Source organism: Acinetobacter sp. 24-47-39 (genome assembly GCF_056783825.1).
Window position 1 is genome coordinate 22,070 of sequence record NZ_JBWYIP010000019.1, and the last position, 25,807, is coordinate 47,876.

The window sequence follows — 25,807 nt, forward strand, 5'->3', positions numbered from 1 at the left end:
ATATAACAATTTTTCGATTATTTTTGAGTCATTTACCAAACTACTCAGAAACAATCGTTTGAAAATAGGCATCAAATCGACATGCATCACCTAACCATTGATGATCAGGTTTTTGCGCATTGAGATAAACAGCATGCCTTGGTCGCTTTACAATAACTCGCTTAGCAACGCTTTGAGCCAATGCCAACAATTCTTCACCTAAATCCATCTCTCCATCTTCAGGCAACAGAAGATGTAACAGCTGCATTTGTTTTTTAACTTGCGCTTGTTTTTTATTGGCATTTTGATTTTGGTCGCGCTGTGGAAACATTGGATCTAAATACACCACATCGGCATTGACGAATTGGTTCGCACATTGCTTAAGATAATCAGCGGAATCTGAAAAAACTAGCTGAATACGCGCAACAACACTCTTTAAAAATGGGTCAAAACTCGCTTGTTGATGAGTAGATTCTAACAAAGTATATAAAATTGGATGTCGTTCAACTAATGTAACATTTGCCCCTAAATGTGCCATCAGTAAACTGTCATGTCCAAGCCCTGCGGTGGCATCAATGAGCTGGGGTTTTTCAGATAACTGGCATGCCCTTGCAATCATTTCAGATTTCAAGCTAGCACGTTTTAAGCGACCGACTTCGGCTTTCCAATCAGGTTGCATACGCATGCCCTGTGCGCACAGCCACAACCCATCTTGATCAACACAAAGCGCAAGTTCAGGATGATGTCTGAAAAATCGAGCATTCAATTTTTCAACCTCTTCGATTGTTGACTGTACCCCACGAGAAGAAAGCACAGCATTAAAATGCTGTGCTTTCTCAAGAAAATCTCGTTCAGCAAATAAGCGTATTTCGCTTACCATAATTTCCAACCTGTAAATGCAAAGAGAAGGATCACTAAACCTGAAGCAATTCGATACCAAGCAAAAATCATAAAATCACGTTTTGCGACATAGGCAACCAAAGCTCGAATGAGTAATAAAGCTGAGACAAATGAAACAATCAACCCAGTTGTCAACACTGCCCAATCTTCAGCAGTCTGGAATACATCATAGCTTTGATATAAATCTAATAATCCAGCACCAATAATGACTGGAATTCCAAGAAAGAATGAAAATTCGGTCGCTGCTTTGCGGGAAACGCCTAAAAACATTGCCCCGATGATCGTAGCACCAGAACGTGATGTACCTGGGATCAAAGAGAGCACTTGAATTAAACCAATCCAAATTGCATCTTTATAACTGAGCTCTTCAACTTCTTTGACACGTATTCTTGGGGGATTTTTTTCTACCCAAATGATAATTAAACCACCGACAATCAGGCCAATTGCAATCGCGTAGTTATTAAATAATAGCTCTTTTACTGTTTGCCCAAAGGTCAACCCTATTGCAACAATTGGGATTGAAGCCAAGATTAAACCAAATCCGAGTCTTCTTCCTTTTGCTTCGCCAGTGACCATACCCGTTGCAGCACCCCATAAGCGCGACCAATATTCATAAATAACCGCTGCGATTGCCCCCATTTGAATGGCAATCACAAAGACATCACTTTTTTCCTTGGTCCAGAAATTCATGAGTTCAGCGGCTAAAATTAAATGGCCTGTACTAGAAATGGGTAAAAACTCAGTAATACCTTCAACGATACCCATAATTGCCGCTTTAAGCAACAGTAAAAGATCCATAGAAATTCCTAATTATGCTTTGCCTTGTTCTGGAATTTTTTTCCACGCATTGTCACGTAAATAAACGGGTAGTGCGAGATCGGCACTTAGCCATTGTTCTTTTAAAGCATGTTCACGTGCAATAGTCGCTATATCCTCAGCAGTTGCTTGGACATTTGAATAATCATTTAATTCGGGATGAATACATTTTGTTCCCGAACCAATCATTTGAAACTTTTGATAGGCTGCAGCATTTTCATAATTTAATAATTGCTCTTCATCCACCAACTGCATTAAACCTTGAGCATTTAACTGAAAACTTGCGATGTAGACCTCATTCATTCTTGCATCAAGTACAGCCGTAACTTCTGTCAGTTGATACATTCGATAAGCAGCCTGTGCCAGAGCTTGAAGGGATGAAACAGGAATCACAGGCACGTCATGTGACCATGCAAGCGCCTGAGTGACCGCTGCATTAATACGCACACCGCTGAATGAGCCAGGACCACGACTAAAAGCGATCGCATCCAAATCTGAAACGTGTACTTCAGCTTGCTGAAAAGCTGCTTCAATCATTGGGAGGATAGATTGGGTCTGCGCTTTTGCACGATCATCTAGTTGATAAAAAAGTACTTGATTCTCATCAATTAACGAAACTGAGCACTGCTCATTGGCAGTTTCTAATGCAAGCAATTTCATGCATGCCCCTATAAATCGTTAAAAATGGTGCTAATCATACTCCACTCGAATTATTCCTGCGAGAGCAGATCTGTTCAGATTTAGTGATTATTGAACGCTCGTATCAATCTCAACACTTATATTTAAAATTCAAATTTTTCAAGCTGAGTGAAATTTTTGAAATGATGCGCATAATGCATCGCACTCATTTTGAGTTTAGCTTCTGCAAACTCATCTAATGTTTTAATTACTTTGCCAGGAGAGCCCATCACCAATGAATTATCTGGGATGATTTTACCTTCTGGAATCAACGCATTCGCGCCAATAATGCAATTTTTACCGATTACAGCATTATTTAATATGACGGCGTTGATACCAATCAAACTATTATCTCCAATCGTACAACCATGTAACATTGCTTGATGACCAATGGTGACATATTGCCCAACATTCAATTCAATGCCCGGATCCGTGTGTAAGACGGCATTTTCTTGAATATTACTGAAATCACCAATACGAATTTTGCAGTTATCCCCGCGTATTACCGCACCAAACCAAACACTCACCTCTTGTCCAAGTTCAACATCGCCAATCACAGTGGCATTTTCTGCAATCCATCCATTCCATGGTTGAATCGTCGTTGAAGGGGTTTTGTCTTGAAATTTGTACATCATATGCAGCAATCCTATGCATTTAATATTTTAATGTTGTTTGAAAATTGAAGATTTAAAACTTGGGGAATTGAGCAAAAAGGGCCAGTTTTTTTTATAATTTAAGCCATACTGAAACAACGAAATCAGGATCCTTGCTGTAAGACCCCATATCACCTCATTCTCAACTCTTAAACTAGGAAAATAGATTGATTGCTTAGCCAATCGAACTTCATAAGGTGTTGGGCGAGCATCCATCATTTCACGTATTGAAGCAAAAAAAATACGATCGATTTCTGTAGGTTGTGGGACAAGCTTCACATTAGGCGGTATCAATCCAACAACAGGTTTTACTAAAACACCCGCTTTTGAGCGCTCTGAAGGCAGATCACCTAGCAACTTTACATCGAACGGATTCAAAGCCGTTTCTTCCCATGCTTCTCGGAGTGCAACGACAATATTACTGGTGTCGTTCGGATCTCTTTTTCCTCCTGGGAATGACACTTCACCCGCATGATTATTCATATAAATAGAGCGACGCGTCAGCAGAATTTTAGGATCATCTTCATTGGTGATTGCAAGTAATACTGCAGCATCAGCTTTTTGAATGCGTTTAGAAAACCTAAGGTGTTGTTGCAGTTGCAATGTTAATGAATGATCCATCATCTTGAATAGCTCGATCTCTCTTTTTTATTCTCATCCCATCATATATGAAATTTTGTGCATAAGGCTATAAATGATGCGAAAGTTATTTTTTTGGGGTATGCTGAATCATCTCATTTTTACTTGACAGCATATGCCTTTTTGCACGGCCTGTGGGCAACCGACGACCGAACAGATTCCTTTAGGTGATCATAAAGTACGCCAAGTCTGTACGCATTGTAAGACCATTCACTATGTGAATCCAAAGGTCATTTGTGGAGCCTTAGCGATTTGGGAAGATAAAGTACTCTTATGTCGTAGAGCGATTGAGCCGCGCTATGGTCTTTGGACGCTACCAGCAGGATATATGGAACTCTTCGAGACAATGGAGCAAGGTGCAGCTCGTGAAACTCGTGAAGAAGCTGAAGCTGAAGTGGAAATTGAGCAATTGTACTGTATGTACAATATCCCTCGTATTGGTCAAATTTACGTATTATTTAAATCTCACCTTGTTGAAGGTAAATTTGGAGCTGGTGAAGAAACCATCGAAAGTCGTTTATTTGAAGAACACGAGATTCCATGGGATAGTTTAGCTTTCCCAAGTGTTGAACGAACGCTTCGTCATTATTTTGAAGACCGAAAATCGAATCATTTTCCTACACACTTAGAGACCTTAGGTACTCGACTTGATCAAACAGGTTAAAAAAAACTCCATCTCATAAGATGGAGTTTTTTTTTGATTAAGCTTTTCGACCTATTTGATAACAAGGTGTTAAAGCAATTTCAATTGTTCCTGTTCTAAGCTTTGCTAGATTAAGTTGTTCAGTCGTTGGTTTATTCTCTGGAATCGAATTATACGTGTGTTGGTATGTCGCATGCGTATTCACCCATTCAGCTGCGGCTGTAGAGCCCTTAGTATCCCAACTCGTGATATTAATACCCGCTCTTATGTCATTATTTACGATTAAGTTTTGTAAATTTAAACGTACACCTCCAGATGACACAAGTTCACTATTAGAATCGACTCCAAAGTCTGGTCTGTTATTTAGTCCAGCTCTGACCCCATTTAGGTTCCCAAAAATTGGATTCGCTAGAATCATACGTATTGTCAGAGATTTATCATTTGCAGTTGAATATGTTGTGCCTGTCGTACCAATAATGAATTGTTGAACATCCAATTCATCTGTCATGGTTGAAGTATTCTTAATGCTTGGACAAGTGGTAGATTTTAAACTCGATGCAGCACGATTGGTTCGTATATCTCCATTTTCATCAATGACGATACTCACTGTTTGTGATGGAATCGTTTTATCATTAAAGTTAAACACTAAATCTGCGTATAATGGGAAAATAATTTGATCCCCAGCTTCAACATTTTTACGTGTTTTGAACACTTTACGATCTAAATAGCTCACTGGACTGTATTTTAGAATATCAAGCTTACCTGTATAGCGCTCAGAATTGACATCTTGACGCCACTCCCCATATACCTCAGTGCTTGTAGGTGTATCCTTGCTGCCTAAGAATCCTTGATAAGCATACTGATTACCAGGAATAATGGATTGACCAAACAGAGTTCCTTTATAGATTTCTAATTTGTCATTTGAAGATTCAATACTTTTAAAAACTAAAGGTTTTTGTATTTTTTGTGAGATATTATTCAACCAATCTTTTGAATTAGAAACGACATCTAATTTTTCAGGTGGTACTTGATTGATTAATAATACTCGTGCTAACTCTTCTGAAGTATTACTACCCGTAACAATTGGTTTCCCTCTCCACTGTGAGAGATAACCACTCGCATAACCTTCGCGCGTAGTAATTACGCTCATATCAGCAATTGCTTGATTATTGTTTAGGCTTGAGCCGTGAAACCCTGCGAAATTAGTGTTTTGTCCAATAAAGAGTAAGTGATTGGCCTGATAAATACCCACACTTCTCATTCTGATGATCTGTTGTGCTACTTTTTCTGCATCATCAATTGATACCTTATCGACATCTAACCATGGTTTCAGGATCTGAACATAACTGCCATTTTTGAACTCATTGGCCGTTATATTTTGGCTGATCACTTGAAGACCATCCAAGTTGTCTTTTGACAGCACAACTTGCTGTATATCACCAGATACATTACTGATTTGATCTACACCTAATGTTTGCAAAATTCGTATAATTCCGACCATTGCGTTATAGGTAGGATCGGACATATTAAAATTTTCAATTGGCTTACCAGTTAGCCCTTGAGCCATATCTTGTACACCAATCTGAATATAAACATCGCTCATTTTCTTAGGCACAATTGAACCTAGATCGACCGTCCCTAACTCAATTTTTCGAGCACTGGCTTCACCCTGAATATAAAATGTAACTTTGTCTCCCACTTGGCATGAACCAGTTGCAACATTAGGATCGAGTTCAGTTCGATAGTGATTCAGTTTGTCAGTACTACAATCGAACTTTAGTCCCTCTACAGGATAGTCCAAGACAAATCCAAGACAATTAGCATCATTTGAGGTTAAACAACCATTAGAGGTTGTAACGGAACCACGGTTAGGATCTTCATTTATTTTAGCACTCTCTCCACCACATCCAGTCAGTGCTAAAAAAAGCGTGGAAAACGTGAATGGGATAATATTAGACTTTTTCATTCTAGTTCTCTTTTATTTGATGGCCTTAAGCTTTAGCTGACCAGTATTCACGAGTTTTTGATTTTGAATATCAATTGATTCGACTAAAGGGGTTAGTAATAAATATCGTGTTTGAGGTGGTTTTTTTAATATACCTTCGAGTGCAGAGTATGTCGTGACGTTGGCTTGAGTATCTGTACTTTTAAAACCAGTCGCTCCCTCTAAAATGCAACCTTGCTGATCCAAAAATACTGCAATCGGCCAATAAAAAGTTGGGTTATTTTGAGATGAAGCAAATGATTGAATTTGAATCTGATCAATTGATTCATCTAACTCCACCACCTCGTAAGCAAAACGTTCTTTCAATGGCGCAACTGGCCATAAACCAATTTCACCTTGAGCACCCTTCAAACGCTTAGCTTTCTGAATTTTTTTATCTTGAAAACATGTATGTTCCAAAGATTCTGCAAGATCTTTTGCTTCAATACGCATGTACGTACTCGATAAAGCCATTGCTTCTTTCGCTGTAGGCTCTGTCGGCTGTAGGAACTGAGATAAAACGGCTTTGGTAATCCCTTTTTGTCGCTCAATTGTTTCAAAACGAGCTGCACCTACACCCTGCGTATCAGGAACTACATAAAACCGTTTTCTTCCTTCCAGATTAAACTCACGATCTTCAAGATATTCATGATCAATGTATTCAACACCATCAATTACAGTTACAGGACTTCCTGTTTCAGCTTTCAGTGAACCACCTGCGTTTTTGCTATCTGAAATCTGCTCAACACGTTGAACGCTTTCTTTAGAATTTTGATCTTGTGTAGATTTATGTTCTGTTAATGCCTGCTCATGCTTCGTATTGACTTTAGTCTGTGTAAGATCAATTTTCTTCATTTGATCCTGAGTCTTTTTTTCAGCAGTTACAGTTGATTGTTCAACATTATTAGTTAGACCATGCTCAACTGATTTGCTCGCTGTAGGAGCTTTAATACTCGGCTGAACGATTTCAACTTGTATTTTTTTAGGCTCGTCTGCTGGTTTTTTTTGAATGTTTTTTGGCTGAACATTTTCTCTTTGAATTGATTTTTGATCTTTAATAGATTTGTTTTTTTGAGCATTAGATGCAGCTCTTTCGATGACAATCGGTCTGCCATCTGGACCTATAATTGTGTAAAAGTCTTGGGCATACAATGTAGGACTTACTAAAAAAGAACCTGCACATATAACACAACCGAGAGACTGGCTCACTCTTGTTTTTATTTGTTTAAATTGCTCAAGATTTAAGTCCATTACCATCTCGTTCTATAATTAATACCTAAAATCGTAACTTTGGTATTTGTCGATACATTTAAGCCTGCATATGGATTAAGTAATAAATTATCCACGGCGTCTAGATTGGCTAGGCTACTTGATCCCGCTGGAATTCTATCGCGGCTACGAAGGAACCCGACTGATAAATCAATATCTGTATCTTCATCAAAACGGTAACCAATACCCAATCCAAACAATTGTGCATTATTGATCGGTACCATTGTATTCCGCTTTCCATCTGGGATCGCACTTGTTCTAGGTTCATAACCAGCACGGAATTTCAAACGGTCATTGGCAGAATATTCAACGCCAACGCCCCAACTCCATGGAGATTGAAAACCTAGAGGCAGAGATAAAGAAGAGTCTGTTACATCATTAGATAACAGTTTTGCAATCTTCAGAGCAGAAATTTGACGATCGAACTCAAATTTAAACTTATCCCAAGCCGCATAGTCAGTCCATCCCACATCGAAATTTACTTGTAAGTCCGGGAATACTTTGTACTTAATCCCCGCTTGGAAATGTGCTGGATATTCTAAATCCATAGACATTAGACCAGTTTCAATCGCAGGTACATAGTTTGGAAAACCAAGTATGGTTGCCAAAACTTGCCCCGTAGGTGAGGAGTTTAGTCCTTTGATTAATTCTCGGGATGCGTTTCCATTTTCTACAATATATTTACCCTTCAAGCGCATTTTAGCACCGCTTTGGTAAACCAGCCCTAAACCAAACTCTTCAGTGGGTTCCCACAAGACACCTAAGTTGTAGCTTGGTGATAAACTCTGCTCCATTTCAACATTGATTTTCCCGAAAGTTGAAAATGGATTCATGCCCTCATTGGTATTACATAAGCCGAATAACAAAATATTCGTGACAATATTGTCATTCCCTCCACGGAAAGGGGCACAGACAGACTCATCCACCATCCGAAGAAGACCAATCATTTCATTTGGAAAACGTAAATCTGTTTTCATGGCAATGGCTTGATAAGACATGCCCACTGAAGCACCAATTGAAAGTTCATCATTTACTTGATATGCAATCGATGGTGATAAATATGTAATACGCTCCATGGCAACTTGCTGCCCCATGAAGTTACCCGGATTACCATCTTCTGCACCGAAACCTGCAACCATTGGTGCATATACTGCTGTAGCGAAAGTAAACTTAGATCCTGGTGGGTTGTAGGAGATTCCTCCAGTTGGAGCTGCTACTGGCCATCCCTCTCCTAAATCCACCATTTTTTTTAATATAGGAATATATAAGGATGCGTACTCGACATCACCTCTCACAGAATCCTTAAAATCAGTACAGAGGTTTGATGGATTATCAAGCGCATCATTACAGATTAATGGATCATCAGAATATCCAAAGACGTCATAACCTGATGGCGCGGAAAATTCACGCTGAATATCAAAATTAGCAACTAAGCCTTGAACGTCGGTTTGTAACCCTTTGAGTTTGGTTAAACCCGCAGGGTTAAAGTGAATTGCACTAATCCCGGGTGGATCTGCAGTGACAGCATTACCCATTGATAATGAGCGTACATCTACAGATAAATTCTGCCCAAGGTGTGCAAAGACTTGCGTACTACATCCACTCAGAACAATTGCTGTAACTAAAGGATGCAAACGGAATTGACTCATTTCCGAACTCCTTTAGCTTGCTTTTTTCTTACCGAAGCCAAGTATATCTAATGGGAACGATAGGCCGAGAGAAACATCTGGAGAGTCTTCAGTTAAACCGATACCTATCGTTCCATTGACAATCGTCTTCGGACTAACACGTACACCGAGTGCCACCGCAAACATAGAGCTGGTCTGAGTCGCAGGCTCGTAATATTCACCTGTATCATATGTAAATTTGGTACCCATGTTCATCGATTGCTGATAAGACATGGTCAAGGAGACATCATAGTTAAATGAATATGCAAACCCGAACGAGAATCCAGCCGTAACTCCAGGTTCAAAAGTATCTAAAACACGGTTACGCCCGGTTAAACCTTCACCTTGAGTATTTCCTCCCCCTCGGATTTGATTTAAGCCAGATTCTTTAAAACCATAATTTGTTGATACTGACGCAAACAATACAACTGGATCAATATATTTTCTTGTACTTGCACCAACACCAACTGAATAATACCCCTTACCTGTTGAGAGATCCGTCAAAGGATTAATTTCATAGGGGCTATCACCTGTTTTTGTCGATAGATTACCAAACAAAATAAGTGGCAAACGACCTTCTTTCAGTGGAAATGGCTCCCAACGCGCCCCTAAACTAATATCACCCAAACCAGCAGTGGTCGTATCTTTGACACTATCAGACTTTGCAACCAATGGAATTGAAGCGTTTAGCGTGATGTTATCTCTTAAACCATATTGCGCTGTGATGGTATTGGTAATCGTATGATTTGCATCTTCATCAATACGAAGTTGATACAATTGTCCTTCATCGATCGAAGCATTTATTTGTGAATCCCGATAGTACGAATAATCAAGATCATAGAACGTTGAAAACTCACCACGCTTAATCAGTGAATATTGTCGCTCATTAGAGGAAAAAACTTCCTGCAAGTTAGTCTCTTGCGTCGCATCACCTTCTTTTTGTTGGAGTGCATTTGCAGCCTGCCCTTCAACACCTGGCTTAAGAGAAGGTGTTGCATCAACATTTTCAGTAGATTGTGCCGTATAACTTGATTGTGCTTGTTCAAGCTCGGTCGCCGAACTATTTTCAGTATTATTTTGAGTATCTTGAGAAATATTCTCTTCTGATGGAGCTTCAACTGTTTCGGGTGCTGCATAGACGCCTGTGACAATCATTTGAATACTGATTGCGAGTAGCGTTCTTTTCGTCCATTGATTATTCATTTTACTTCCTACCACAATTCTTCATTATTTGGATTTTGTTTCAATTCAATTTAGTTGCATTTAAATTACTTACGTTTATAGTAAAGCCGCATATATGTTGTAATGGGTTGATTATACGTTGGAGATTTGGGATCAAGATCTAATACTTTACGCATAGTTGAGGCTTTATCTGCGATTTTATTCATATAATCTGACGAAAATTGTGCATCAACTAAGGCGTAACGGTTAATTGTTGCATCATCGACATGTCTTAAATCTGTTTCTTGTAATGCCAATAGATCTTTCTGTTGAGATTCAGGAACGTTCACTAAAAATAAGGTATTGTTTTCCCAAATTTCTTTAAATCGTGCTTCATCAAAACTGATATTTCCTAATGCAGGGTCAGCAACATAAACCCTTCCATCTTTATATGCTTTGTATACAACAAAGTGCTTAAAACCTGCATAGTGAATTGGAACAATAGCAGGTTGTGTCTGTTTAATCAGGTCTTTGAATTCACCACGGTACCCCCCACTTTCATAACCTAAAGCAGTGACGAAACGCTTCATATCCAATAATGAAAAGCTTCTACGCTCAATGATTCGATCATACTCGCCAAATCGCAACAATCCCTCCATGGTTTGTTGTTCTGTCAAATTTAGACCAGCGTGACCATTAAGAACTGTCGTCAACGCCGCAGAACCACAACTATAGTCATACGCTTGACGAACTATTCCTCTAAACTGATTTTCGATAGCCGGCTTGATAGCTACAGGTTCACGGTGATTTTTTGTATAAGATAGATGTCGTGAGTCTGCAATCTCACTGTAATAAACTGCTTCGCGTGGTTTTTCTTTAATTTCGAGAGCATGACTCGCAAAAAAATACATAATTGCAGAGCCTAAAGTAATTTCTATCATAATGTTAACTGTTCTAGTTCGGCGTACTTGCCTTTATGATTCTGTAGTTGGAGTTTGCACTCACATTTATTCTTATATTCAGAATACCTTTTTCATCCTAAAAATACAGTACTTTTACTTTTTAATTTCAAATTCGCAAAATTTAAAAAACGCGTGATCAACACGCGTTTTTTGTATAAAAACTTAGTGACCAGAAATTTTGATTGAAGTGCTACCCAAATTCAAACCTTGAACTTCGATTGAACCGATACTCTTATTAGCTTCACCTAAAGAAACTTTTTGGATGTAAGCATTCAATGGTGATTGAGCTGGGCTGATATATAATCCATCTTTTGTTACACCAATTTTGGCGTCAGCATTCAGGTTTTTACTGCCTGAACTTGTAACTTTCAAGCCCTCGATTCCAATGCTACCACCACCCGATGTAGATGTATCATTAATAGTTAAGCTTGTAGATAAACCACCAGTGATTTCAGAATCAACGACAATCATAGCGCCTTGAGGTGCATTACCTAATTGAACGTTTGCTTTCGTTGCACCCAATGATAATGTTAAACCTGTAATAATTTGTTTTTCAGAACCTTCAACAACACCACGAACATTGTCATCAGAACTGTAAGTGCCAGAGCTTGCAACCCCAATAGAACCAACATTGATGTCTAAAGCACCAGTTTCAGCAAGAACATTAAGTACCGCTTGACCACCAACATCTGCGGCATCAACTTTCAACGTTGCTAAGTTTTGAGTATTTCCAGTACCCTTTGAAATCGTTAAACCGTTAACCGTGATTGCACCAGCACCAATTGTTGGATCAGCAGTGCCAGCTGTATTAATGGTCGTATCACCGAATGTCAAAGCGCTATTTGTAAAACCATCATTATCATGAATATATAACTTATCGATTTCGATACCAGCAGTTGTATCAATGGCAATAGTAATACCATCTTGACCAGTCGTTGCGCTGAGTGATGCATCATCCATTGCCTGCATCGCCATAGCATTCACGCTCACCGCCATTGAAGAAACTAAAGCCAATTTTGTGAATAATTTCATTATGTACTCTCCCAAGAGCATTTTTTTCATTTTTTTGACTGCTCTCCGTGTTTCTGAAGTTTTTATAATTTAACGACTGAAACTTCATCCTTGAGCAGTTCGCTTTGCAGTATTAAGTTAACCTTATGTTATCTTATGATCAATATCTGTTAAGAAAATTCGACCTATTCCCGATAAATGGCATAAGTGTGAACTAGTATTAAATGGGTGATGCAAATTTTCTGAAAAGAGTGTAACAAGTCACAAATGGTAAGTGCTTCATTTTTTAAACAAAACTTAAAAATTTCAGGACTAAGTAAAGCTGATTTTTTGCAAAAAATTGGTTCATTGACAGGATTGGTATATCTTGAAAATCAGGATTTACCGATTATCGGATTTTTGCCAAAAAAATATTGCGTTTATATAAACGGCGGATTCAGTCAATTTGTGCGTTGCTCTGATTTTAATTATCAGTATGAAAGTCAAATTTCTTCACTCAAAGATTTTGTTCAGTGTAGTGAAAATCCACTTTCTGACTCTGCACGCCATTATTTCAGAGGTGGTTACATTGGATACTATGATTATAATTTTGCAGCAAATTTTCAAATCAACACCAAGGTAAAAAAACAACCACAATTGTTTTTTGGCTTGTATGAAAGCTATTTGATTTATGAAAATAATGATTGGGTTTTCTATAGCACTGAACATAATGCCAAGCACCTTTATACACGATTATTAGACTGTATTCAGCAATCTAGTCCATCATCATTTCAACTCAGTTCACCCATCCAAGCACGTTGGACTAAACAACAATATCGAACTGCATTTCAACGAGTACAAGATTACATTGTTGCTGGGGATTGTTACCAAATTAACCTAACTCAAGAATTTGTAGCACAAGCTGAAGGTGAGCTACTGAGTATAGCTAAACCTTTTTGGGCACTCACAAATGCTCCTTATGCTGCTTATCTTAAAATTGATAACCTTGAACTTTTGAGCTGTTCACCTGAGTTATTTATCGAGTTTAGACCCAATAAAAAAATGATCACTAAACCGATCAAAGGCACCATGCCACGCTTTAAAGATTCTCAAAAAGACCAAGAATCCAAACAAACACTCATCAACTCTGAGAAAGATAAGGCCGAAAATCTGATGATTGTTGACCTTCTCAGAAATGATTTAAGCATTTATGCAGAAACTGGCACTGTCAAGACACCAAAATTATTTAACATTGAAAGCTTTAATCAAGTCCACCACATGGTCAGTGAAATTGAAGCGACGTTAAAATCCGATGTTCATCAATTAGATGTTTTACACGCAGCGCTCCCCGGCGGTTCAATAACGGGGGCACCCAAAATTCGAGCGATGGAAATTATTGAAGAACTTGAAGAGTCCCCACGCGGTGCATACTGTGGCTCTATTGGTTATTTTAATTTTGATGGTACTGGTTCTTGGAATATTTTGATTCGAACAATTCAAAAATATCAGCAAGATGTGTCTATTTGGGCTGGTGGTGGTGTCACAATCAGTTCAGATTGCGATGCAGAATATCAAGAATGTTTTGATAAGGTTGATGCCATGCTAAAACTGATGAATCAATGGTACGAATCATAAAAAAGCGACCTATCTGGTCGCTTTTTCCACAACAAAAATTTGCAGCAATCACACTTTTAAAATGTCATTCTTCAAGGTGTCTACTAAACGTTGATTTTGCTCATCGGTACCAATGGTGATACGCAAATATTGATTAATACGTGGTTTATTAAAATATCTTACGATAATGCCACGCTCTCGCAATTCATTTGCAAGCTGACCTGCATCTTTGCTTGGTAAAGTTGCAAATATAAAATTTGCGGCAGAAGGCAACACATCAAATCCTAAAGATTGCAGTTGCTCAACTAACTTTATACGACTGGCAATCACTTTGGCATTTTGCGCTTCGAAATAGGCTTGATCCTCGAAAGACGCCACTGCAGCGGCAATCGCAAAACGATCCATTGGATATGAATTGAAGCTATTTTTTACCGCTTCTAACGCTGCAATTAAATGCGGCTGTGCAATCGCAAACCCGACCCGTAATCCCGCAAGCGAACGTGATTTCGAAGTTGTTTGACAGACCACCAAGTTGTCATATTTTTCTACGAGAGCCACTGCAGATTCAGCACCAAAGTCTACATATGCTTCATCAATCACAACCACTGAATTTGGGTTCGATTGAAGTACTTCCTCAATTGCAGACAAACCAAGTGCAATACTGGTAGGGGCATTTGGATTGGTGATAATGATGCCGCCATTTGGTTGCTTATAGTCATCCACAACAATTTCAAATTTTTCGTTTAAAGGCAAAATTTGAGTTTTCACACCAAAAAATTGGCTATAAACAGGATAGAAACTGTAGGTAATATCTGGATAAAGAATTGGCAAATCTTGAACAAAAAATGCCTTAAAAATATGAGCTAAAACCTCATCAGAACCATTACCAACAAACACGTGTCCCACTGGAACATGTTGCTGTTTCGCAATTGCTTGCTTTAATTCCGATGCGTCAGGGTCAGGATACAAACGTAAAACATCCGCGCCATTTGCTAAAACTTGTTGTACCGCTTCTACAACTTTTGGAGATGGTGGATACGGGTTCTCGTTGGTATTCAATTTTAAAAGATTTTGGATTTTGGGTTGTTCACCAGGCACATATGGCTCTAGTTCACGTACTTCTGGACTCCAAAAACGCATTTGTTCTACTGTAATATTCATTTTTAAATTCTCTAAATTCCCCTCACTGACTAAGGAGGTTAGGGAGAGATTTTTTAATTACCCTCACCCAACCCCACTTGCATTTCGATTTCAAGCAATGCTTAAAAACAGATTTAGAGAGGAATATTCATACCAAATTTATGGTTTAAATTACTGATAACGATATCGCGCTGAACGAGCGTGAGCATCTAAGTTTTCTTGCTGTGCAAGAATATCTGCTGTTTTCGCTAAAGTTTTCACGCCATCTTCTGAACACATGATTAAGCTTGAACGCTTTTGGAAATCATACACCCCGAGTGGTGATGAAAAACGTGCCGTACCCGAGGTTGGCAATACATGGTTCGGACCTGCACAGTAATCACCAATTGCTTCAGGCGTATAACGCCCCATGAAGATAGCACCTGCATGGCGAATACCTTCAGCCATTTCTTGTGCTTCATCTAAACATAGCATCAAGTGTTCAGGGGCAACTTGGTTAATCAATTCCACACCTTCGGCACGGTCTTTAACTAAAACGAGTGCACCACGATTAGCAATAGAAGTTCGCGCGATTTCTGCTTTAGGAAGTGCTTTTAAGTGCTCTTCAATTGCAATCGCGACATCATGAAGCAGTTGCTCGTCTGGCGTAATAAATACAGCTTGAGCAACAGTATCATGCTCTGCTTGAGACAGAAGATCCATTGCAAGCCATTCTGCATTATTTTCCCCTTCAGCATACACTAAAATTTCTGAAGGACCTGCAATCATATCAATACCTACCTGACCAAATACGGCGCGTTTTGCTGCTGCAACAAAACGATTGCCCGGTCCAGTGATCTTGTCTACTGCTGGAATAGTTTCAGTACCATAGGCCAATGCTGCAACCGCTTGTGCACCACCAATCGTAAAAACTCGAGTGACGCCTGCCAAATACGCAGCTGCCAACACCAATGGATTTAAATCACCATTTGGTGCAGGCACAACCATAATAATTTCAGGTACTCCTGCGACGTGAGCAGGAACCGCATTCATGAGTACTGATGATGGGTATGAAGCCAAACCACCTGGCACATAAATTCCAACACGGTCAAGCGGCGTTACTTTTTGACCTAAGGTGTTACCCAAAGCATCAATATAGGTCCAACCATCTTGTTTTTGTGCCTGATGGAATTCACGGACACGATTTGCAGCTAACTCTAAAGCTTCTCGAACTTCAGTCGTTAAATGATCAAATGCAGCTTTAAGTTGCTCTTGTGTCAGTTCTAAATCTGAAAATTGATGCGCTGGATGTCGATCGAACTGTTGTGTGAGTTTGAGAACATGAGCATCACCATGTTGACGAACATCGGCAATGATTTGGTCTACTGTTTTTAAAAGTTCTGGGTCACTCACGGTTTCAAAAGCGAGCAAGTCAGCAAAGTCTTGCTTAAAATTTTGATCTTGAGTCGATAAACGTCGCATCAATTTATCCACAATGAAATTAAAGGGAAGCTTTAGTTTACCTGTTTTCTGTTGATTTGTGGGCATCTTCATTCAAGCAACCCAGATAGAAATGATTGAAAATAACTTTTGATTAAATTGAATTTTCTATTGAGCTCTGTTCTTATCATAATTTGATTTTATTCGGGGGGATTTTAGATGAAAGAAATAGAAAAATATGTCGGTTACTATTTAGGTATTTATGTCGTTGTTTTAACTATTTGTGGATTTTTTCAATACTTTTATTACTGTCAGGGACAGTCTTTGATGTGTGCCGTTACTAAACAAGGAATCCAAGATATAGTAACTTTAACCGCATATGTACTGACGCCAATAGTTGCAATTATTGGTTTCTTAAATTGGAAGATTGAAAAACAATATGATTTAGAAAAATCACAAGCTGAGAAACTAATAAGTCTTTTAATTGAAGTGAATTTTAAAATTGACAAAAAATACAAATTAATTGAATCACTTAATTCTGTTAAAGAAAGCATTGTAATCATCCAAGCCTTGAGCATGAAAGAGTAAGCTTGTCTCAAATTAATGAGATCGAATTAATTCAACAAGGCTTAGAACTATTAAACAAAATCTTAAACAACCAAGATCGTATTAATGAACAGCTCTACAAGAAGTTCTATATGCATTTTCATTTTTTCGATCAATCTATAACTTATATTGAAGAAAGTTATTTAAATAATTATTACAGACACATCAATGACGCATTTAAGGTGACCCCAAATACTCAGATCATTGATCTACATAATTTTGGTACGAATTTCGAAAATTCACCACCTATAATCGGAAATGCTGCTCGAAGAGAATTCAGCGATCAATTATATGAAATGATAACTACAAAAAATATTAAAGTTACTATCACCGATCCATTATCAAAAGAAATAAACGAATCAGATAAAACTTTTGCAGAGCACAAAAAAGATTACGATCAATCTTTTAATGATTTAGTTCAAGAACTAGTTAAAATTATTAAACCGCATAAAAAAACCGCCTAATAAGGCGGTTTTTTTTTTAACTAGCTTAAGCTTTTTTCGCTTCTCTTTCTTCCACCGCTTTTTCAAGCTGTGCAAGAATCGGATTAAGTAAGGCTTGCTTACGCTTAAAGCTCGCTTTGTTCACGATTAAACGAGAAGACACTTTGCAAATTTCTTCAAGAGGCTCTAAGCCATTCGCGCGAAGTGTATTACCTGTGTCCACGACGTCGACGATGTAATCACCCAAACCAACCAATGGTGCAAGCTCCATCGAACCGTAAAGCTTAATCACATCTACTTGCTCGCCTAAGCTCGCATAGTATTGACGCGTCAAATTCACGTACTTGGTCGCGATCTTCAAACGACCTTTCGGACGCTCCATACCCACTTTGCCCGCTGTCATTAACTTACAGTTTGCAATTTTAAGATCTAATGGTTCATAGACATTTTGTGCACCATGTTCCATCAGTACATCTTTACCTGCAACACCAATATCAGCCGCACCATTTTCTACATAAGTTGGTACATCAGATGCACGTAAAATTAAAATTCGAACATGTTTATGCGTCGTAGGAAAAATTAATTTACGCGATTTATCTGGGTCTTCTAAAAGATTGATGCCTGCTGTCTCTAGCAATGGCAAAGTCTCTTTTAAAATACGACCTTTACTTAATGCTAAGGTTAAACCATGATCAAAATTGCCCATTACGTCAAAATTAGGATCATCGTTTCTCATATCGCTCATTAACTTACTCGCTCACTCGCTTAATTTGGGCACCTAAACCTTGTAATTTTGCTTCAACATCTTCATAACCGCGATCAATGTGATAAATACGGTCAATTAAAGTCTCTCCTTCAGCAGCTAAAGCAGCCAAAACTAAAGAAAATGAAGCACGCAAATCTGTTGCCATAACAGGTGCAGCTGAAAGTTTTTCAACTCCTGTTACAACTGCATCATTACCTTCAACCTGAATATTAGCGCCCATACGTGACAATTCAGGTACATGCATAAAACGGTTTTCAAAAATCGTTTCTGAAATTGTTGCAAACCCACGACCGATTGCATTGACCGCCATCAATTGTGCTTGCATATCTGTTGGAAAATCTGGATGAGGCAATGTACGGAAACTAACAGCCTTAGGACGCTTACCCATCATATCGAGTTCGATCCAATCATCACCGCGCGTAACTTCTGCACCCATTTCTTCAAATTTATCCAACACTGATTCCATCAGCAATGGATCTGTATGTGTCGTTTTAACTCGTCCACCCGTAATAGCAGCAGCCGCTAAATAAGATCCTGTTTCAATACGGTCAGCAACAACTGAATACTCACAACCATGCAAACTTTCTACACCAGTGACGATTAATGTATCCGTATCTAAACCTTCAATCTTCGCACCCATCTTAATGAGCATTTGTGCAAGATCAGTGATTTCAGGTTCACGAGCCGCATTACGGATGGTAGTAACACCTTCTGCTAAAACAGCAGCCATGAGGATGTTTTCTGTCCCGCCTACAGTGACCATATCGAAAACAACTTCACCGCCTTTTAAGCGACCATCAACTTTTGCATTGACATAGCCTGCTTCGACTTCAATTTCCGCACCTAAAGCTTCTAATGCTTTTAAATGCTGGTCAACAGGACGTGAGCCAATAGCACAACCACCAGGTAAAGATACTTTTGCACTACCATAGCGCGCCAGCAATGGGCCAAGCACCAAAATAGACGCTCGCATAGTCTTTACGAGTTCATATGGTGCAAATTGATTATCAAGGGTTGAAGTATCAGCGACAACAGTGTCACTTTCATACTTCATAGTAATCCCAAGACCTGCAATTAATTTTACAAGCGTATGAACATCTTTAAGCTTGGGTACATTTCTGAGCGTAATTGGTGTTTCAGCAAGAATCATTGCTGCTAAAAGTGGCAATGCAGCATTTTTTGCACCAGAGATGCGAACTTCGCCTTCTAGTCTTTTACCACCAGTGATTAGAAATTTATCCATTTATTCCTTAAGCTCCGAAAAGACTAGCTTTGCGCCATTCTTCTTTTGTCATTGCGCGTATGGTTACAGCGTGAACTGCGCCACTTTTAATATATTCGTTAAGAGGAGCATAAACTGCTTGTTGACGAGCAACTGTTCTTTTACCTTCAAACAGATCATCTACAATACGGAGGTCAAATTTCCCACCTTGTCCACTTACAGCAACATCAGCAGAAGGGAAAGCAGCTTTTAAGATTTCAGTGAGCTGTTCACTATTCATTGCAAAGACCTCTCATGGGACGATCGATTGTGTAAAAACGGATTATTTTACTATAACTCATTCAATGAATTCATCTGCTATACAATTTATCTATAAAAAAAAGAGGCAATATACCTCTTTTTTTATTTTCAGCTACATACCGTCATATAGGCAGCGGCTGAAAAGCCATTTGCATTTTACGATATCTCATTAACTGTCTTTTTATTTTCTCAGTCAATTTTTTAATTGATGCATACATATCATCGCCAGATGCCTGAGCAAATAATTCGACGCCTGGTAAACGCACGATTGCTTCAGCGATATGATTCGAACTTCCTTTTTTCGAACGCTTATCGACTTGGTGATCCTTTGTGAGTTTCACCTGCATACTATTGACCTGATCAAGGTGCTTGGTCATTTCGGCGAATTTACAACGAATATTCTCTTCTATTGCAGGAGTAATACTTAAATGATGTCCACGAATTGTTATTTGCATAATCCTATCCCTCTCCTTCTAAAGGATTTGATTGAGTTAAGCCATGTGATTGCATGACAGAACATTCAACATAGAATTATTCTGCAAATTTAAGTCATGAAATCATGCTGGCTAAACCTCGTGTAACTAAAAAAAAGAGATTCATTATTTCGTCATAATGAACCTCTAGAATAATCACACTTCAAATTTCAGATCAAGACTTTTCGATCGGATGATGCAGGAATATGTAACGATTCACGATATTTTGCGACTGTACGACGTGCAACATCGATACCATCCTCATTTAACAACTTAGCTAAACTATTATCAGATAATGGTTTTCTTGGGTTCTCTTCAGCAATCAACTTTTTAATTTTTGCTCGGATCGCAGTTGAAGACGCTTCACCACCTGACGTTGTTCCAACATGGCTTGAGAAAAAATATTTAAGTTCAAACAACCCTCTCGGAGTAAGCAAATATTTATTGGTCGTTACACGAGATACTGTTGATTCATGTAACTCAACCTCCTCCGCCACATCTCTCAACACCAAAGGTTTCATTCCTTCAGCACCCAACTCTAAAAAATCTCGTTGATGCTGAACAATACATGTCGCTACTTTTAAAAGCGTTTTATGGCGCTCATCTACACTTTTAATAAAATTTTTAGCATCAAGCATTTGATTGCGTAAGTATTGATTATCTGCACTTTGATCAGCTCGACGAATCATATTTGCGTAATAAGGGTTGATACGTAATTTTGGCAAAATATCTGGATTTAAGTGCACATGCCAACTGTCATTTTTCTTTGCCACCACAACATCAGGCACTTGATATTCAGATTCTTTATTTTCAAACATTAACCCTGGATAGGGTTGTAATGATTTTAAAAGTTGTATCGCTGCTTTTAACTGTTCAAGTTTAAAACCTGTTTGCTTCAGTAATTTATTTAGGTCATTGGCAATCAATAATTCATAATGCTGCAATAACAATAACGCGTCATTACGGCATGGTAAGGTATTAGGCAAAACTTGAAGCTGAACATATAAGCATTCCACAAGATTGCGTGAACCAACGCCAATCGGCTCTAGTCTTTGAATATGTTTCAACACCACTAAAATTTCATCAATCTCAACATCTTCTTCAATATCCATCTGTGCGAGTAAAGTCAGCACTGCGTGGTGAATTTCTTCAACGCTCTCATCTAAAAAGCCTTTTTCATCCAAACCATCTACGATGCAATAAGCGATCAAAAGATCAGTTTGGGAGAAATTTAGAAGATTAACTTGCTGTAAAATATGATCTTTCAGTGTATTTTGAATTGATCGATTATCCTCACGTTCTTCATATTCTGGTAATTCCATTGATGATGATTGATGGGTATATACATCATCCCATTCCGTATCTACAGGTAAATCATTTGGCAAATGATCTGCATTTAATTCTCGAGTAAGATCACTAGCAGAATTTTCCTGATTCAAGTCCTCCAAACTTTGCATTGGAGAATCATCATCCACCTTTTCAAGTAAGGGGTTACTATCCAACTGCAATTGAACTTCTTGCTCCAACTCTAAGCTGGATAATTGTAAAAGTCGGATCGCTTGTTGGAGCTGGGGTGTCAAAGACAAAGAATTGGATACTTTTAGTCCTAACGCTAATTTCATAAATCATTACCCCCTAACATCGTTATTATTCAAGCAATAATCATGCCTACAATTCTTATAACATAAGTTTCAAGTGTTAGGTTAATCAATTAGTCTTAATTGTTAATAAAAAAATAAGGATAAAATACATTATAATTCAATCACTTTTTTTTAATTAATATTCAAAAAATATGAGCACTCAAGTTTAAATTAAAAAAAATAATTTTTTAGTTTTATCTGCAGTTATGGTTGATTAAAAATAAACCACTTACTCATGATCAAGGTTTTATAAGCTCATGATTTATTTCGCGTTGATCAAAAAATCTAAATTCATTTGAATTTCGAGTATTTTTTATTCTTTACTTATTCTCATAGACAGTATAAAAATAATTAATAGTTTATTTTGAATAGATTTCAACCAAATTTGAGAACTGTCAAAATTATAAGAACGATGCACTACAAGACATGGAGATTTCTTGATGAAAAGTCTATCTGGTAAAGTCCTTCTCAGCGCATTAGGCTTCATCATCGCTGGCGGAACAATGAGTCAAGCCAATGCCACTGACACCATTGCGAAAATCAAAAAAAATGGAAAAGTGATCATCGGGTATCGTGAATCTTCTGATCCAATCTCATATATCGTTGGTGGTAAACCTATGGGATATGCCATCGATATCTGTAATAACGTAGCTAACGAATTAAAAAAAGACTTAAAACTCCCCAACTTAAAAGTTGAATATAAAGCGGTTACTTCTTCCACGCGAATTCCTGAAATGCTCGCTGGAAACATTGATATGGAATGCGGGACGACAACCAACTCTGTCCAGCGACAACAGCAAGTCAACTTCTCTACAAATTACTTTGCCACTGAAGTACGTATGGCAGTCAAAGCTTCAGCGCCTTTCAAAGATTTAGGGGATTTAAATGGTAAAGCCGTTGCCACAACGCAAGGAACAACCTCGGATAAATATATCAAAATGGGTGCACGAGGAGAAAAAATAAAGGTTACCAATGTCTATGGTAAAGATCATGCTGATTCTTTTGCAATGGTCGCTTCGGGACGTGCAGCTGCATTTGTTATGGATGACAATATTCTTGCAGGGCTCATTGCCAAATCATCAAAACCTCAAGATTTTAAAATTGTAGGTCCAGTCCTTTCGTCAGAACCTTACGGAATTATGCTGCCTAAAGGCGATGCCAAGTTTAAAGCGATTGCAGATCGTGTGGTAACTGGAATGTGGAAAAATGGTCAAATGGATACCCTTTATAAAAAATGGTTCTTATCACCTATTCCACCACGCAATATCAATCTAAACATGCCTATGAGTAGCTCATTTAAAAAATTAAAAGCATCTCCGAATGATGCAGGGATTAAATAACAAAAATTATGAGGGCTTAAATAGAAACACTTAAGCCCTTTTTTCTCATAACCATTGCAGGGAATTTCAATGGCTGTTGGTTCTTTAAATTGGACGTCATTTTGCTTGGCATCCAACGAATATGGCGTTGATAAAAAAGATTGGGCTGAATCTATCTGTAGTGCGATTGGAGGTTCAAGTTATTCAGCTGTTGCTGATGCACCGACTTGGTTACAGATACTTGGATCAGGTATTTGGACCATGATCTGGACTGCTGTCATTGCCTTTTTCATCGCATTTATACTTGGTTCACTTATTGGCATTATGCGTACATTACCCAATAAATTACTGTCATTCATTGGGACTTGTTATGTAGAGTTATTCAGAAATATACCCTTAATTGTTCAATTATTTTTCTGGGCATTCGTTTTCCCTCAACTTCTACCATTGAGTATGAGTACTGGAAGTGGTGAAATGGTTTCTGGCGGATGGTGGCAAAATATTTTAAATAATAATCCAGCAATTATTGGTGTATTTGCGCTGGGCCTATATACCGCTGCAAGGATTGCTGAGCAGGTTCGAGCAGGTATTAATACCGTTTCACAAGGTCAAAAAAATGCAGCTTATGCGATCGGTTTAAATTTAAACCAAAGTTATCGTTATGTCATTCTGCCAGTGGCTTATCGAATCGTTTGGCCAACACTAACATCAGAAGCAATGAATGTATTTAAAAATTCAGCCGTGCTTTTTGCCTTAAGTGTTTTGAATTTTTTTGCATATACCAAAACAATGCGAGAAGAAACCTCTCAAGACGTGGTCATTTTAATTCTTTCAACACCTGTTTACCTCATCATCACTTATTCAATTAAATACCTGATGGCATGGATTGAGAAACGAATGGCTGTACCAGGTCTAGGTTCGGGAGGTAAATAAAATGGACTTTAGTGTTCTAACTCATCCCGATGTCGTTGCAAGTTTGATCGCTGGTTTTAAATTTACAGTTACAGTAACCATTCTTTCGATTATTGGTGGGATTCTTCTTGGTACACCAATCGCGATGATGCGTCTATCGAATAATAAAATTGCCAGTGGATTTGCAAAATTTTATGTCGACTTTTTTCGAGGTGTTCCCCTCATTCAAGTTATTTTTATCTTTTACTTTTTACTTCCTAAGTTTTTCGATTTCCAATATCACACCTATTGGGGACCTTTATTTTCAAGTGTAGTAACCTTCGCCATTTTTGAGGCTGCTTTTTTTTCAGAAATTGTCCGTTCTGGCATTCAATCAGTTTCTAAAGGACAAGTGAATGCAGGTTACGCCTTGGGTTTTAATTATCGCCAGACAATGTCATACGTAGTTTTACCCCAAGCTTTTAGAAATATGTTACCCGTGATATTGACGCAATCCATTGTTCTTTTTCAAGATGTATCTTTGGTTTATGTCATCAGTGCACCAGATTTCCTAGGCAATGCAAATACTTTAGCTAGTACCTATGGTTCGGAAACCAAAGCCGTTTTTTATCTAGTTGTTGCTGTCGTCTATTTTGTCATTTCATTTGCACTTTCACGACTAGTTAAACGCTTACATCAAAAAATAGCCATTATTCGATAAGGAGAATCAAAATGCCAATGATTGAAATTCAAGATGTATCCAAATGGTATGGAGATTTTCAGGTACTTAGCGAATGCTCAACCACTATCAACAAAGGTGAAGTTGTCGTTGTATGCGGTCCATCTGGCTCAGGTAAATCTACACTTATTAAGACAGTGAATGCTTTAGAACCTTTTCAACAAGGAAATATTATCGTTGATGGTACCGCTTTAAAAGACTCTAAAACGAATCTAGCAAAATTCAGATCTAGAGTAGGTATGGTATTTCAACATTTTGAACTATTTCCTCATATGACTGTGTTAGAGAACCTAACAATAGGACAAATCAAAGTACTTAATCGCTCAACTGAAGAAGCTAAAATAAAGGCCTTACAATATTTGGATCGAGTGGGTTTGACAGCACACAAAGATAAATTTCCAGGACAATTATCAGGTGGTCAACAACAACGTGTCGCGATTGCACGTGGTCTTTGTATGGACCCAGTCTGTATGCTTTTTGATGAACCCACTTCCGCATTAGATCCTGAAATGGTCGGTGAAGTGCTTGAAGTCATGAGCCAACTTGCAAAAGAAGGCATGACGATGATGTGTGTTACGCATGAAATGGGATTTGCAAAAAAAGTTTCAGATCGAGTGATATTTATGGATCAAGGCAAAATTCTAGAAGATTGCCCGACTGATGACTTCTTTAATAAGCCACAAGAGCGACATGAAAGAACAAAGTATTTTTTAGAGAAAATTTCAGCAGTACATTAAATATTAGATTAAATCCGAAAATTTCGCGATAACTACTTAAATTATTTTGAAATTCAATTTTTATATATAAAAAAACACCCCCTTCTATTGAAGGGGGTGTTTAGAATAATGAGCTGGCGATGACTTACTCTCACATGGGTAACCCCACACTACCATC

Annotated in this window: 26 protein-coding genes; 8 read left to right on the top strand and 18 right to left on the bottom strand. The window is 38.2% G+C overall.

Annotated elements, in window-relative coordinates; translation table 11 throughout:
• Nucleotides 1-40 precede the first annotated feature (40 nt).
• From AC1M9C_RS14125 to AC1M9C_RS14145, 5 genes are all read right to left on the bottom strand, one after another.
• Entirely contained in the window at nt 41-859 is an 819-nt protein-coding gene (locus AC1M9C_RS14125) for a class I SAM-dependent methyltransferase (protein WP_481588032.1), read from the bottom strand.
• Nucleotides 853-1,677, bottom strand: a complete 825-nt coding sequence (locus AC1M9C_RS14130; RefSeq protein WP_481953928.1) for an undecaprenyl-diphosphate phosphatase — start codon at nt 1,675-1,677, stop codon at nt 853-855. Before AC1M9C_RS14130 ends, AC1M9C_RS14125 begins: the two co-directional genes overlap by 7 nt.
• 12 nt (nt 1,678-1,689) lie before the next feature.
• Nucleotides 1,690-2,355, bottom strand: a complete 666-nt coding sequence (gene tsaB, locus AC1M9C_RS14135; RefSeq protein WP_481588031.1) for a tRNA (adenosine(37)-N6)-threonylcarbamoyltransferase complex dimerization subunit type 1 TsaB — start codon at nt 2,353-2,355, stop codon at nt 1,690-1,692.
• A 122-nt stretch (nt 2,356-2,477) separates the two neighbouring features.
• Complete coding sequence (locus AC1M9C_RS14140) at nt 2,478-3,008, bottom strand: gamma carbonic anhydrase family protein (RefSeq protein WP_035268256.1); 531 nt, start codon at nt 3,006-3,008, stop codon at nt 2,478-2,480.
• Between the two features lie 27 nt (nt 3,009-3,035).
• On the bottom strand, nt 3,036-3,650 hold the full coding sequence (locus tag AC1M9C_RS14145; RefSeq protein ID WP_035268255.1) for a CoA pyrophosphatase: 615 nt from the start codon (nt 3,648-3,650) through the stop codon (nt 3,036-3,038).
• A 130-nt stretch (nt 3,651-3,780) separates the two neighbouring features.
• Here AC1M9C_RS14145 and AC1M9C_RS14150 point away from each other — a divergent pair, with 130 nt between their 5' ends.
• Nucleotides 3,781-4,329, top strand: a complete 549-nt coding sequence (locus AC1M9C_RS14150; protein WP_035268253.1) for an NUDIX hydrolase — start codon at nt 3,781-3,783, stop codon at nt 4,327-4,329.
• Nucleotides 4,330-4,366: 37 nt separating this feature from the next.
• Here the strand turns inward: AC1M9C_RS14150 and filF are convergent, their stop codons facing one another.
• From filF to filA, 6 genes are all read right to left on the bottom strand, one after another.
• On the bottom strand, nt 4,367-6,274 hold the full coding sequence (gene filF, locus AC1M9C_RS14155) for a putative pilus system protein FilF (protein WP_481953929.1): 1,908 nt from the start codon (nt 6,272-6,274) through the stop codon (nt 4,367-4,369).
• Between the two features lie 12 nt (nt 6,275-6,286).
• Entirely contained in the window at nt 6,287-7,543 is a 1,257-nt protein-coding gene (gene filE, locus AC1M9C_RS14160; RefSeq protein ID WP_481588029.1) for a putative pilus assembly protein FilE, read from the bottom strand.
• A complete protein-coding gene (gene filD, locus AC1M9C_RS14165; RefSeq protein ID WP_180000164.1) occupies nt 7,543-9,210 on the bottom strand; it encodes a putative pilus system OmpP1/FadL family transporter FilD in 1,668 nt (555 codons plus the stop codon). The genes filE and filD overlap by 1 nt, the downstream gene beginning before the upstream one ends.
• Nucleotides 9,211-9,222: 12 nt before the next feature.
• Nucleotides 9,223-10,431 carry a putative pilus system protein FilC gene (gene filC, locus AC1M9C_RS14170; RefSeq protein ID WP_481588028.1) on the bottom strand — a complete coding sequence of 403 codons (1,209 nt, stop codon included), beginning with the start codon at nt 10,429-10,431 and terminating at the stop codon, nt 9,223-9,225.
• A 65-nt stretch (nt 10,432-10,496) separates the two neighbouring features.
• On the bottom strand, nt 10,497-11,330 hold the full coding sequence (gene filB / locus AC1M9C_RS14175; RefSeq protein ID WP_481588027.1) for a putative pilus system C39 family peptidase FilB: 834 nt from the start codon (nt 11,328-11,330) through the stop codon (nt 10,497-10,499).
• A gap of 183 nt (nt 11,331-11,513) precedes the next feature.
• Complete coding sequence (gene filA, locus AC1M9C_RS14180; RefSeq protein WP_092768589.1) at nt 11,514-12,383, bottom strand: putative pilus system protein FilA; 870 nt, start codon at nt 12,381-12,383, stop codon at nt 11,514-11,516.
• 246 nt (nt 12,384-12,629) lie between these two features.
• On the opposite strand from filA, the gene pabB reads away from it, so the two are divergent.
• The gene (gene pabB / locus AC1M9C_RS14185; protein WP_481588026.1) at nt 12,630-13,976 is read left to right on the top strand and encodes an aminodeoxychorismate synthase component I; all 1,347 of its coding nucleotides are present in this window, start codon (nt 12,630-12,632) and stop codon (nt 13,974-13,976) included.
• 48 nt (nt 13,977-14,024) lie between these two features.
• Here pabB and hisC read toward each other — a convergent pair whose 3' ends face one another.
• Together hisC and hisD are read right to left on the bottom strand one after the other, a co-directional pair.
• Nucleotides 14,025-15,116: a histidinol-phosphate transaminase gene (gene hisC / locus AC1M9C_RS14190; protein WP_481588025.1), complete on the bottom strand. Its 1,092-nt coding sequence runs from the start codon at nt 15,114-15,116 to the stop codon at nt 14,025-14,027.
• A 150-nt stretch (nt 15,117-15,266) separates the two neighbouring features.
• Nucleotides 15,267-16,568 (bottom strand): histidinol dehydrogenase, encoded by a 1,302-nt coding sequence (hisD, locus tag AC1M9C_RS14195; protein WP_481588045.1) that lies wholly within the window; start codon nt 16,566-16,568, stop codon nt 15,267-15,269.
• Between the two features lie 165 nt (nt 16,569-16,733).
• On the opposite strand from hisD, the gene AC1M9C_RS14200 reads away from it, so the two are divergent.
• Nucleotides 16,734-17,102 carry a hypothetical protein gene (locus AC1M9C_RS14200; protein ID WP_481953930.1) on the top strand — a complete coding sequence of 123 codons (369 nt, stop codon included), beginning with the start codon at nt 16,734-16,736 and terminating at the stop codon, nt 17,100-17,102.
• Between the two features lie 2 nt (nt 17,103-17,104).
• The gene (locus AC1M9C_RS14205) at nt 17,105-17,584 is read left to right on the top strand and encodes a hypothetical protein (RefSeq protein WP_481588023.1); all 480 of its coding nucleotides are present in this window, start codon (nt 17,105-17,107) and stop codon (nt 17,582-17,584) included.
• A gap of 25 nt (nt 17,585-17,609) precedes the next feature.
• On the opposite strand, the gene hisG is transcribed toward AC1M9C_RS14205, so the two are convergent.
• From hisG to AC1M9C_RS14230, 5 genes are all read right to left on the bottom strand, one after another.
• Entirely contained in the window at nt 17,610-18,308 is a 699-nt protein-coding gene (hisG, locus tag AC1M9C_RS14210; RefSeq protein WP_180000150.1) for an ATP phosphoribosyltransferase, read from the bottom strand.
• Between the two features lie 4 nt (nt 18,309-18,312).
• Nucleotides 18,313-19,572 (bottom strand): UDP-N-acetylglucosamine 1-carboxyvinyltransferase, encoded by a 1,260-nt coding sequence (murA, locus tag AC1M9C_RS14215; RefSeq protein ID WP_481588022.1) that lies wholly within the window; start codon nt 19,570-19,572, stop codon nt 18,313-18,315.
• A 7-nt stretch (nt 19,573-19,579) separates the two neighbouring features.
• Nucleotides 19,580-19,831 carry a BolA family iron metabolism protein IbaG gene (gene ibaG / locus AC1M9C_RS14220; protein WP_180000146.1) on the bottom strand — a complete coding sequence of 84 codons (252 nt, stop codon included), beginning with the start codon at nt 19,829-19,831 and terminating at the stop codon, nt 19,580-19,582.
• A gap of 142 nt (nt 19,832-19,973) precedes the next feature.
• Nucleotides 19,974-20,306, bottom strand: coding sequence for a ribosome hibernation-promoting factor, HPF/YfiA family (gene hpf / locus AC1M9C_RS14225; protein WP_035268921.1), 333 nt, complete (start codon nt 20,304-20,306; stop codon nt 19,974-19,976).
• A gap of 188 nt (nt 20,307-20,494) precedes the next feature.
• Entirely contained in the window at nt 20,495-21,946 is a 1,452-nt protein-coding gene (locus tag AC1M9C_RS14230) for an RNA polymerase factor sigma-54 (protein WP_180028738.1), read from the bottom strand.
• A 458-nt stretch (nt 21,947-22,404) separates the two neighbouring features.
• Here AC1M9C_RS14230 and AC1M9C_RS14235 point away from each other — a divergent pair, with 458 nt between their 5' ends.
• The 4 genes from AC1M9C_RS14235 to AC1M9C_RS14250 all read left to right on the top strand — a co-directional run bounded on the left by AC1M9C_RS14235 (nt 22,405) and on the right by AC1M9C_RS14250 (nt 25,650).
• Nucleotides 22,405-23,304 (top strand): amino acid ABC transporter substrate-binding protein, encoded by a 900-nt coding sequence (locus AC1M9C_RS14235; RefSeq protein ID WP_180028739.1) that lies wholly within the window; start codon nt 22,405-22,407, stop codon nt 23,302-23,304.
• A gap of 69 nt (nt 23,305-23,373) precedes the next feature.
• The gene (locus tag AC1M9C_RS14240; RefSeq protein ID WP_481592365.1) at nt 23,374-24,216 is read left to right on the top strand and encodes an amino acid ABC transporter permease; all 843 of its coding nucleotides are present in this window, start codon (nt 23,374-23,376) and stop codon (nt 24,214-24,216) included.
• Between the two features lies 1 nt (nt 24,217).
• The gene (locus AC1M9C_RS14245; RefSeq protein ID WP_481953931.1) at nt 24,218-24,895 is read left to right on the top strand and encodes an amino acid ABC transporter permease; all 678 of its coding nucleotides are present in this window, start codon (nt 24,218-24,220) and stop codon (nt 24,893-24,895) included.
• A gap of 11 nt (nt 24,896-24,906) precedes the next feature.
• On the top strand, nt 24,907-25,650 hold the full coding sequence (locus AC1M9C_RS14250) for an amino acid ABC transporter ATP-binding protein (RefSeq protein WP_481592363.1): 744 nt from the start codon (nt 24,907-24,909) through the stop codon (nt 25,648-25,650).
• Nucleotides 25,651-25,807: the final 157 nt, after the last annotated feature.

Coding starts and splice junctions, on each gene's coding strand:
- AC1M9C_RS14125 (WP_481588032.1), bottom strand. CDS start 859: ATGGTAAGCGAAATACGCTTATTTGCTGAACGAGATTTTCTTGAGAAA.
- AC1M9C_RS14130 (WP_481953928.1), bottom strand. CDS start 1,677: ATGGATCTTTTACTGTTGCTTAAAGCGGCAATTATGGGTATCGTTGAA.
- tsaB (WP_481588031.1), bottom strand. CDS start 2,355: ATGAAATTGCTTGCATTAGAAACTGCCAATGAGCAGTGCTCAGTTTCG.
- AC1M9C_RS14140 (WP_035268256.1), bottom strand. CDS start 3,008: ATGATGTACAAATTTCAAGACAAAACCCCTTCAACGACGATTCAACCA.
- AC1M9C_RS14145 (WP_035268255.1), bottom strand. CDS start 3,650: ATGATGGATCATTCATTAACATTGCAACTGCAACAACACCTTAGGTTT.
- AC1M9C_RS14150 (WP_035268253.1), top strand. CDS start 3,781: ATGCCTTTTTGCACGGCCTGTGGGCAACCGACGACCGAACAGATTCCT.
- filF (WP_481953929.1), bottom strand. CDS start 6,274: ATGAAAAAGTCTAATATTATCCCATTCACGTTTTCCACGCTTTTTTTA.
- filE (WP_481588029.1), bottom strand. CDS start 7,543: ATGGACTTAAATCTTGAGCAATTTAAACAAATAAAAACAAGAGTGAGC.
- filD (WP_180000164.1), bottom strand. CDS start 9,210: ATGAGTCAATTCCGTTTGCATCCTTTAGTTACAGCAATTGTTCTGAGT.
- filC (WP_481588028.1), bottom strand. CDS start 10,431: ATGAATAATCAATGGACGAAAAGAACGCTACTCGCAATCAGTATTCAA.
- filB (WP_481588027.1), bottom strand. CDS start 11,330: ATGATAGAAATTACTTTAGGCTCTGCAATTATGTATTTTTTTGCGAGT.
- filA (WP_092768589.1), bottom strand. CDS start 12,383: ATGAAATTATTCACAAAATTGGCTTTAGTTTCTTCAATGGCGGTGAGC.
- pabB (WP_481588026.1), top strand. CDS start 12,630: ATGGTAAGTGCTTCATTTTTTAAACAAAACTTAAAAATTTCAGGACTA.
- hisC (WP_481588025.1), bottom strand. CDS start 15,116: ATGAATATTACAGTAGAACAAATGCGTTTTTGGAGTCCAGAAGTACGT.
- AC1M9C_RS14200 (WP_481953930.1), top strand. CDS start 16,734: ATGAAAGAAATAGAAAAATATGTCGGTTACTATTTAGGTATTTATGTC.
- hisG (WP_180000150.1), bottom strand. CDS start 18,308: ATGAGCGATATGAGAAACGATGATCCTAATTTTGACGTAATGGGCAAT.
- murA (WP_481588022.1), bottom strand. CDS start 19,572: ATGGATAAATTTCTAATCACTGGTGGTAAAAGACTAGAAGGCGAAGTT.
- ibaG (WP_180000146.1), bottom strand. CDS start 19,831: ATGAATAGTGAACAGCTCACTGAAATCTTAAAAGCTGCTTTCCCTTCT.
- hpf (WP_035268921.1), bottom strand. CDS start 20,306: ATGCAAATAACAATTCGTGGACATCATTTAAGTATTACTCCTGCAATA.
- AC1M9C_RS14230 (WP_180028738.1), bottom strand. CDS start 21,946: ATGAAATTAGCGTTAGGACTAAAAGTATCCAATTCTTTGTCTTTGACA.
- AC1M9C_RS14235 (WP_180028739.1), top strand. CDS start 22,405: ATGAAAAGTCTATCTGGTAAAGTCCTTCTCAGCGCATTAGGCTTCATC.
- AC1M9C_RS14240 (WP_481592365.1), top strand. CDS start 23,374: ATGGCTGTTGGTTCTTTAAATTGGACGTCATTTTGCTTGGCATCCAAC.
- AC1M9C_RS14245 (WP_481953931.1), top strand. CDS start 24,218: ATGGACTTTAGTGTTCTAACTCATCCCGATGTCGTTGCAAGTTTGATC.
- AC1M9C_RS14250 (WP_481592363.1), top strand. CDS start 24,907: ATGCCAATGATTGAAATTCAAGATGTATCCAAATGGTATGGAGATTTT.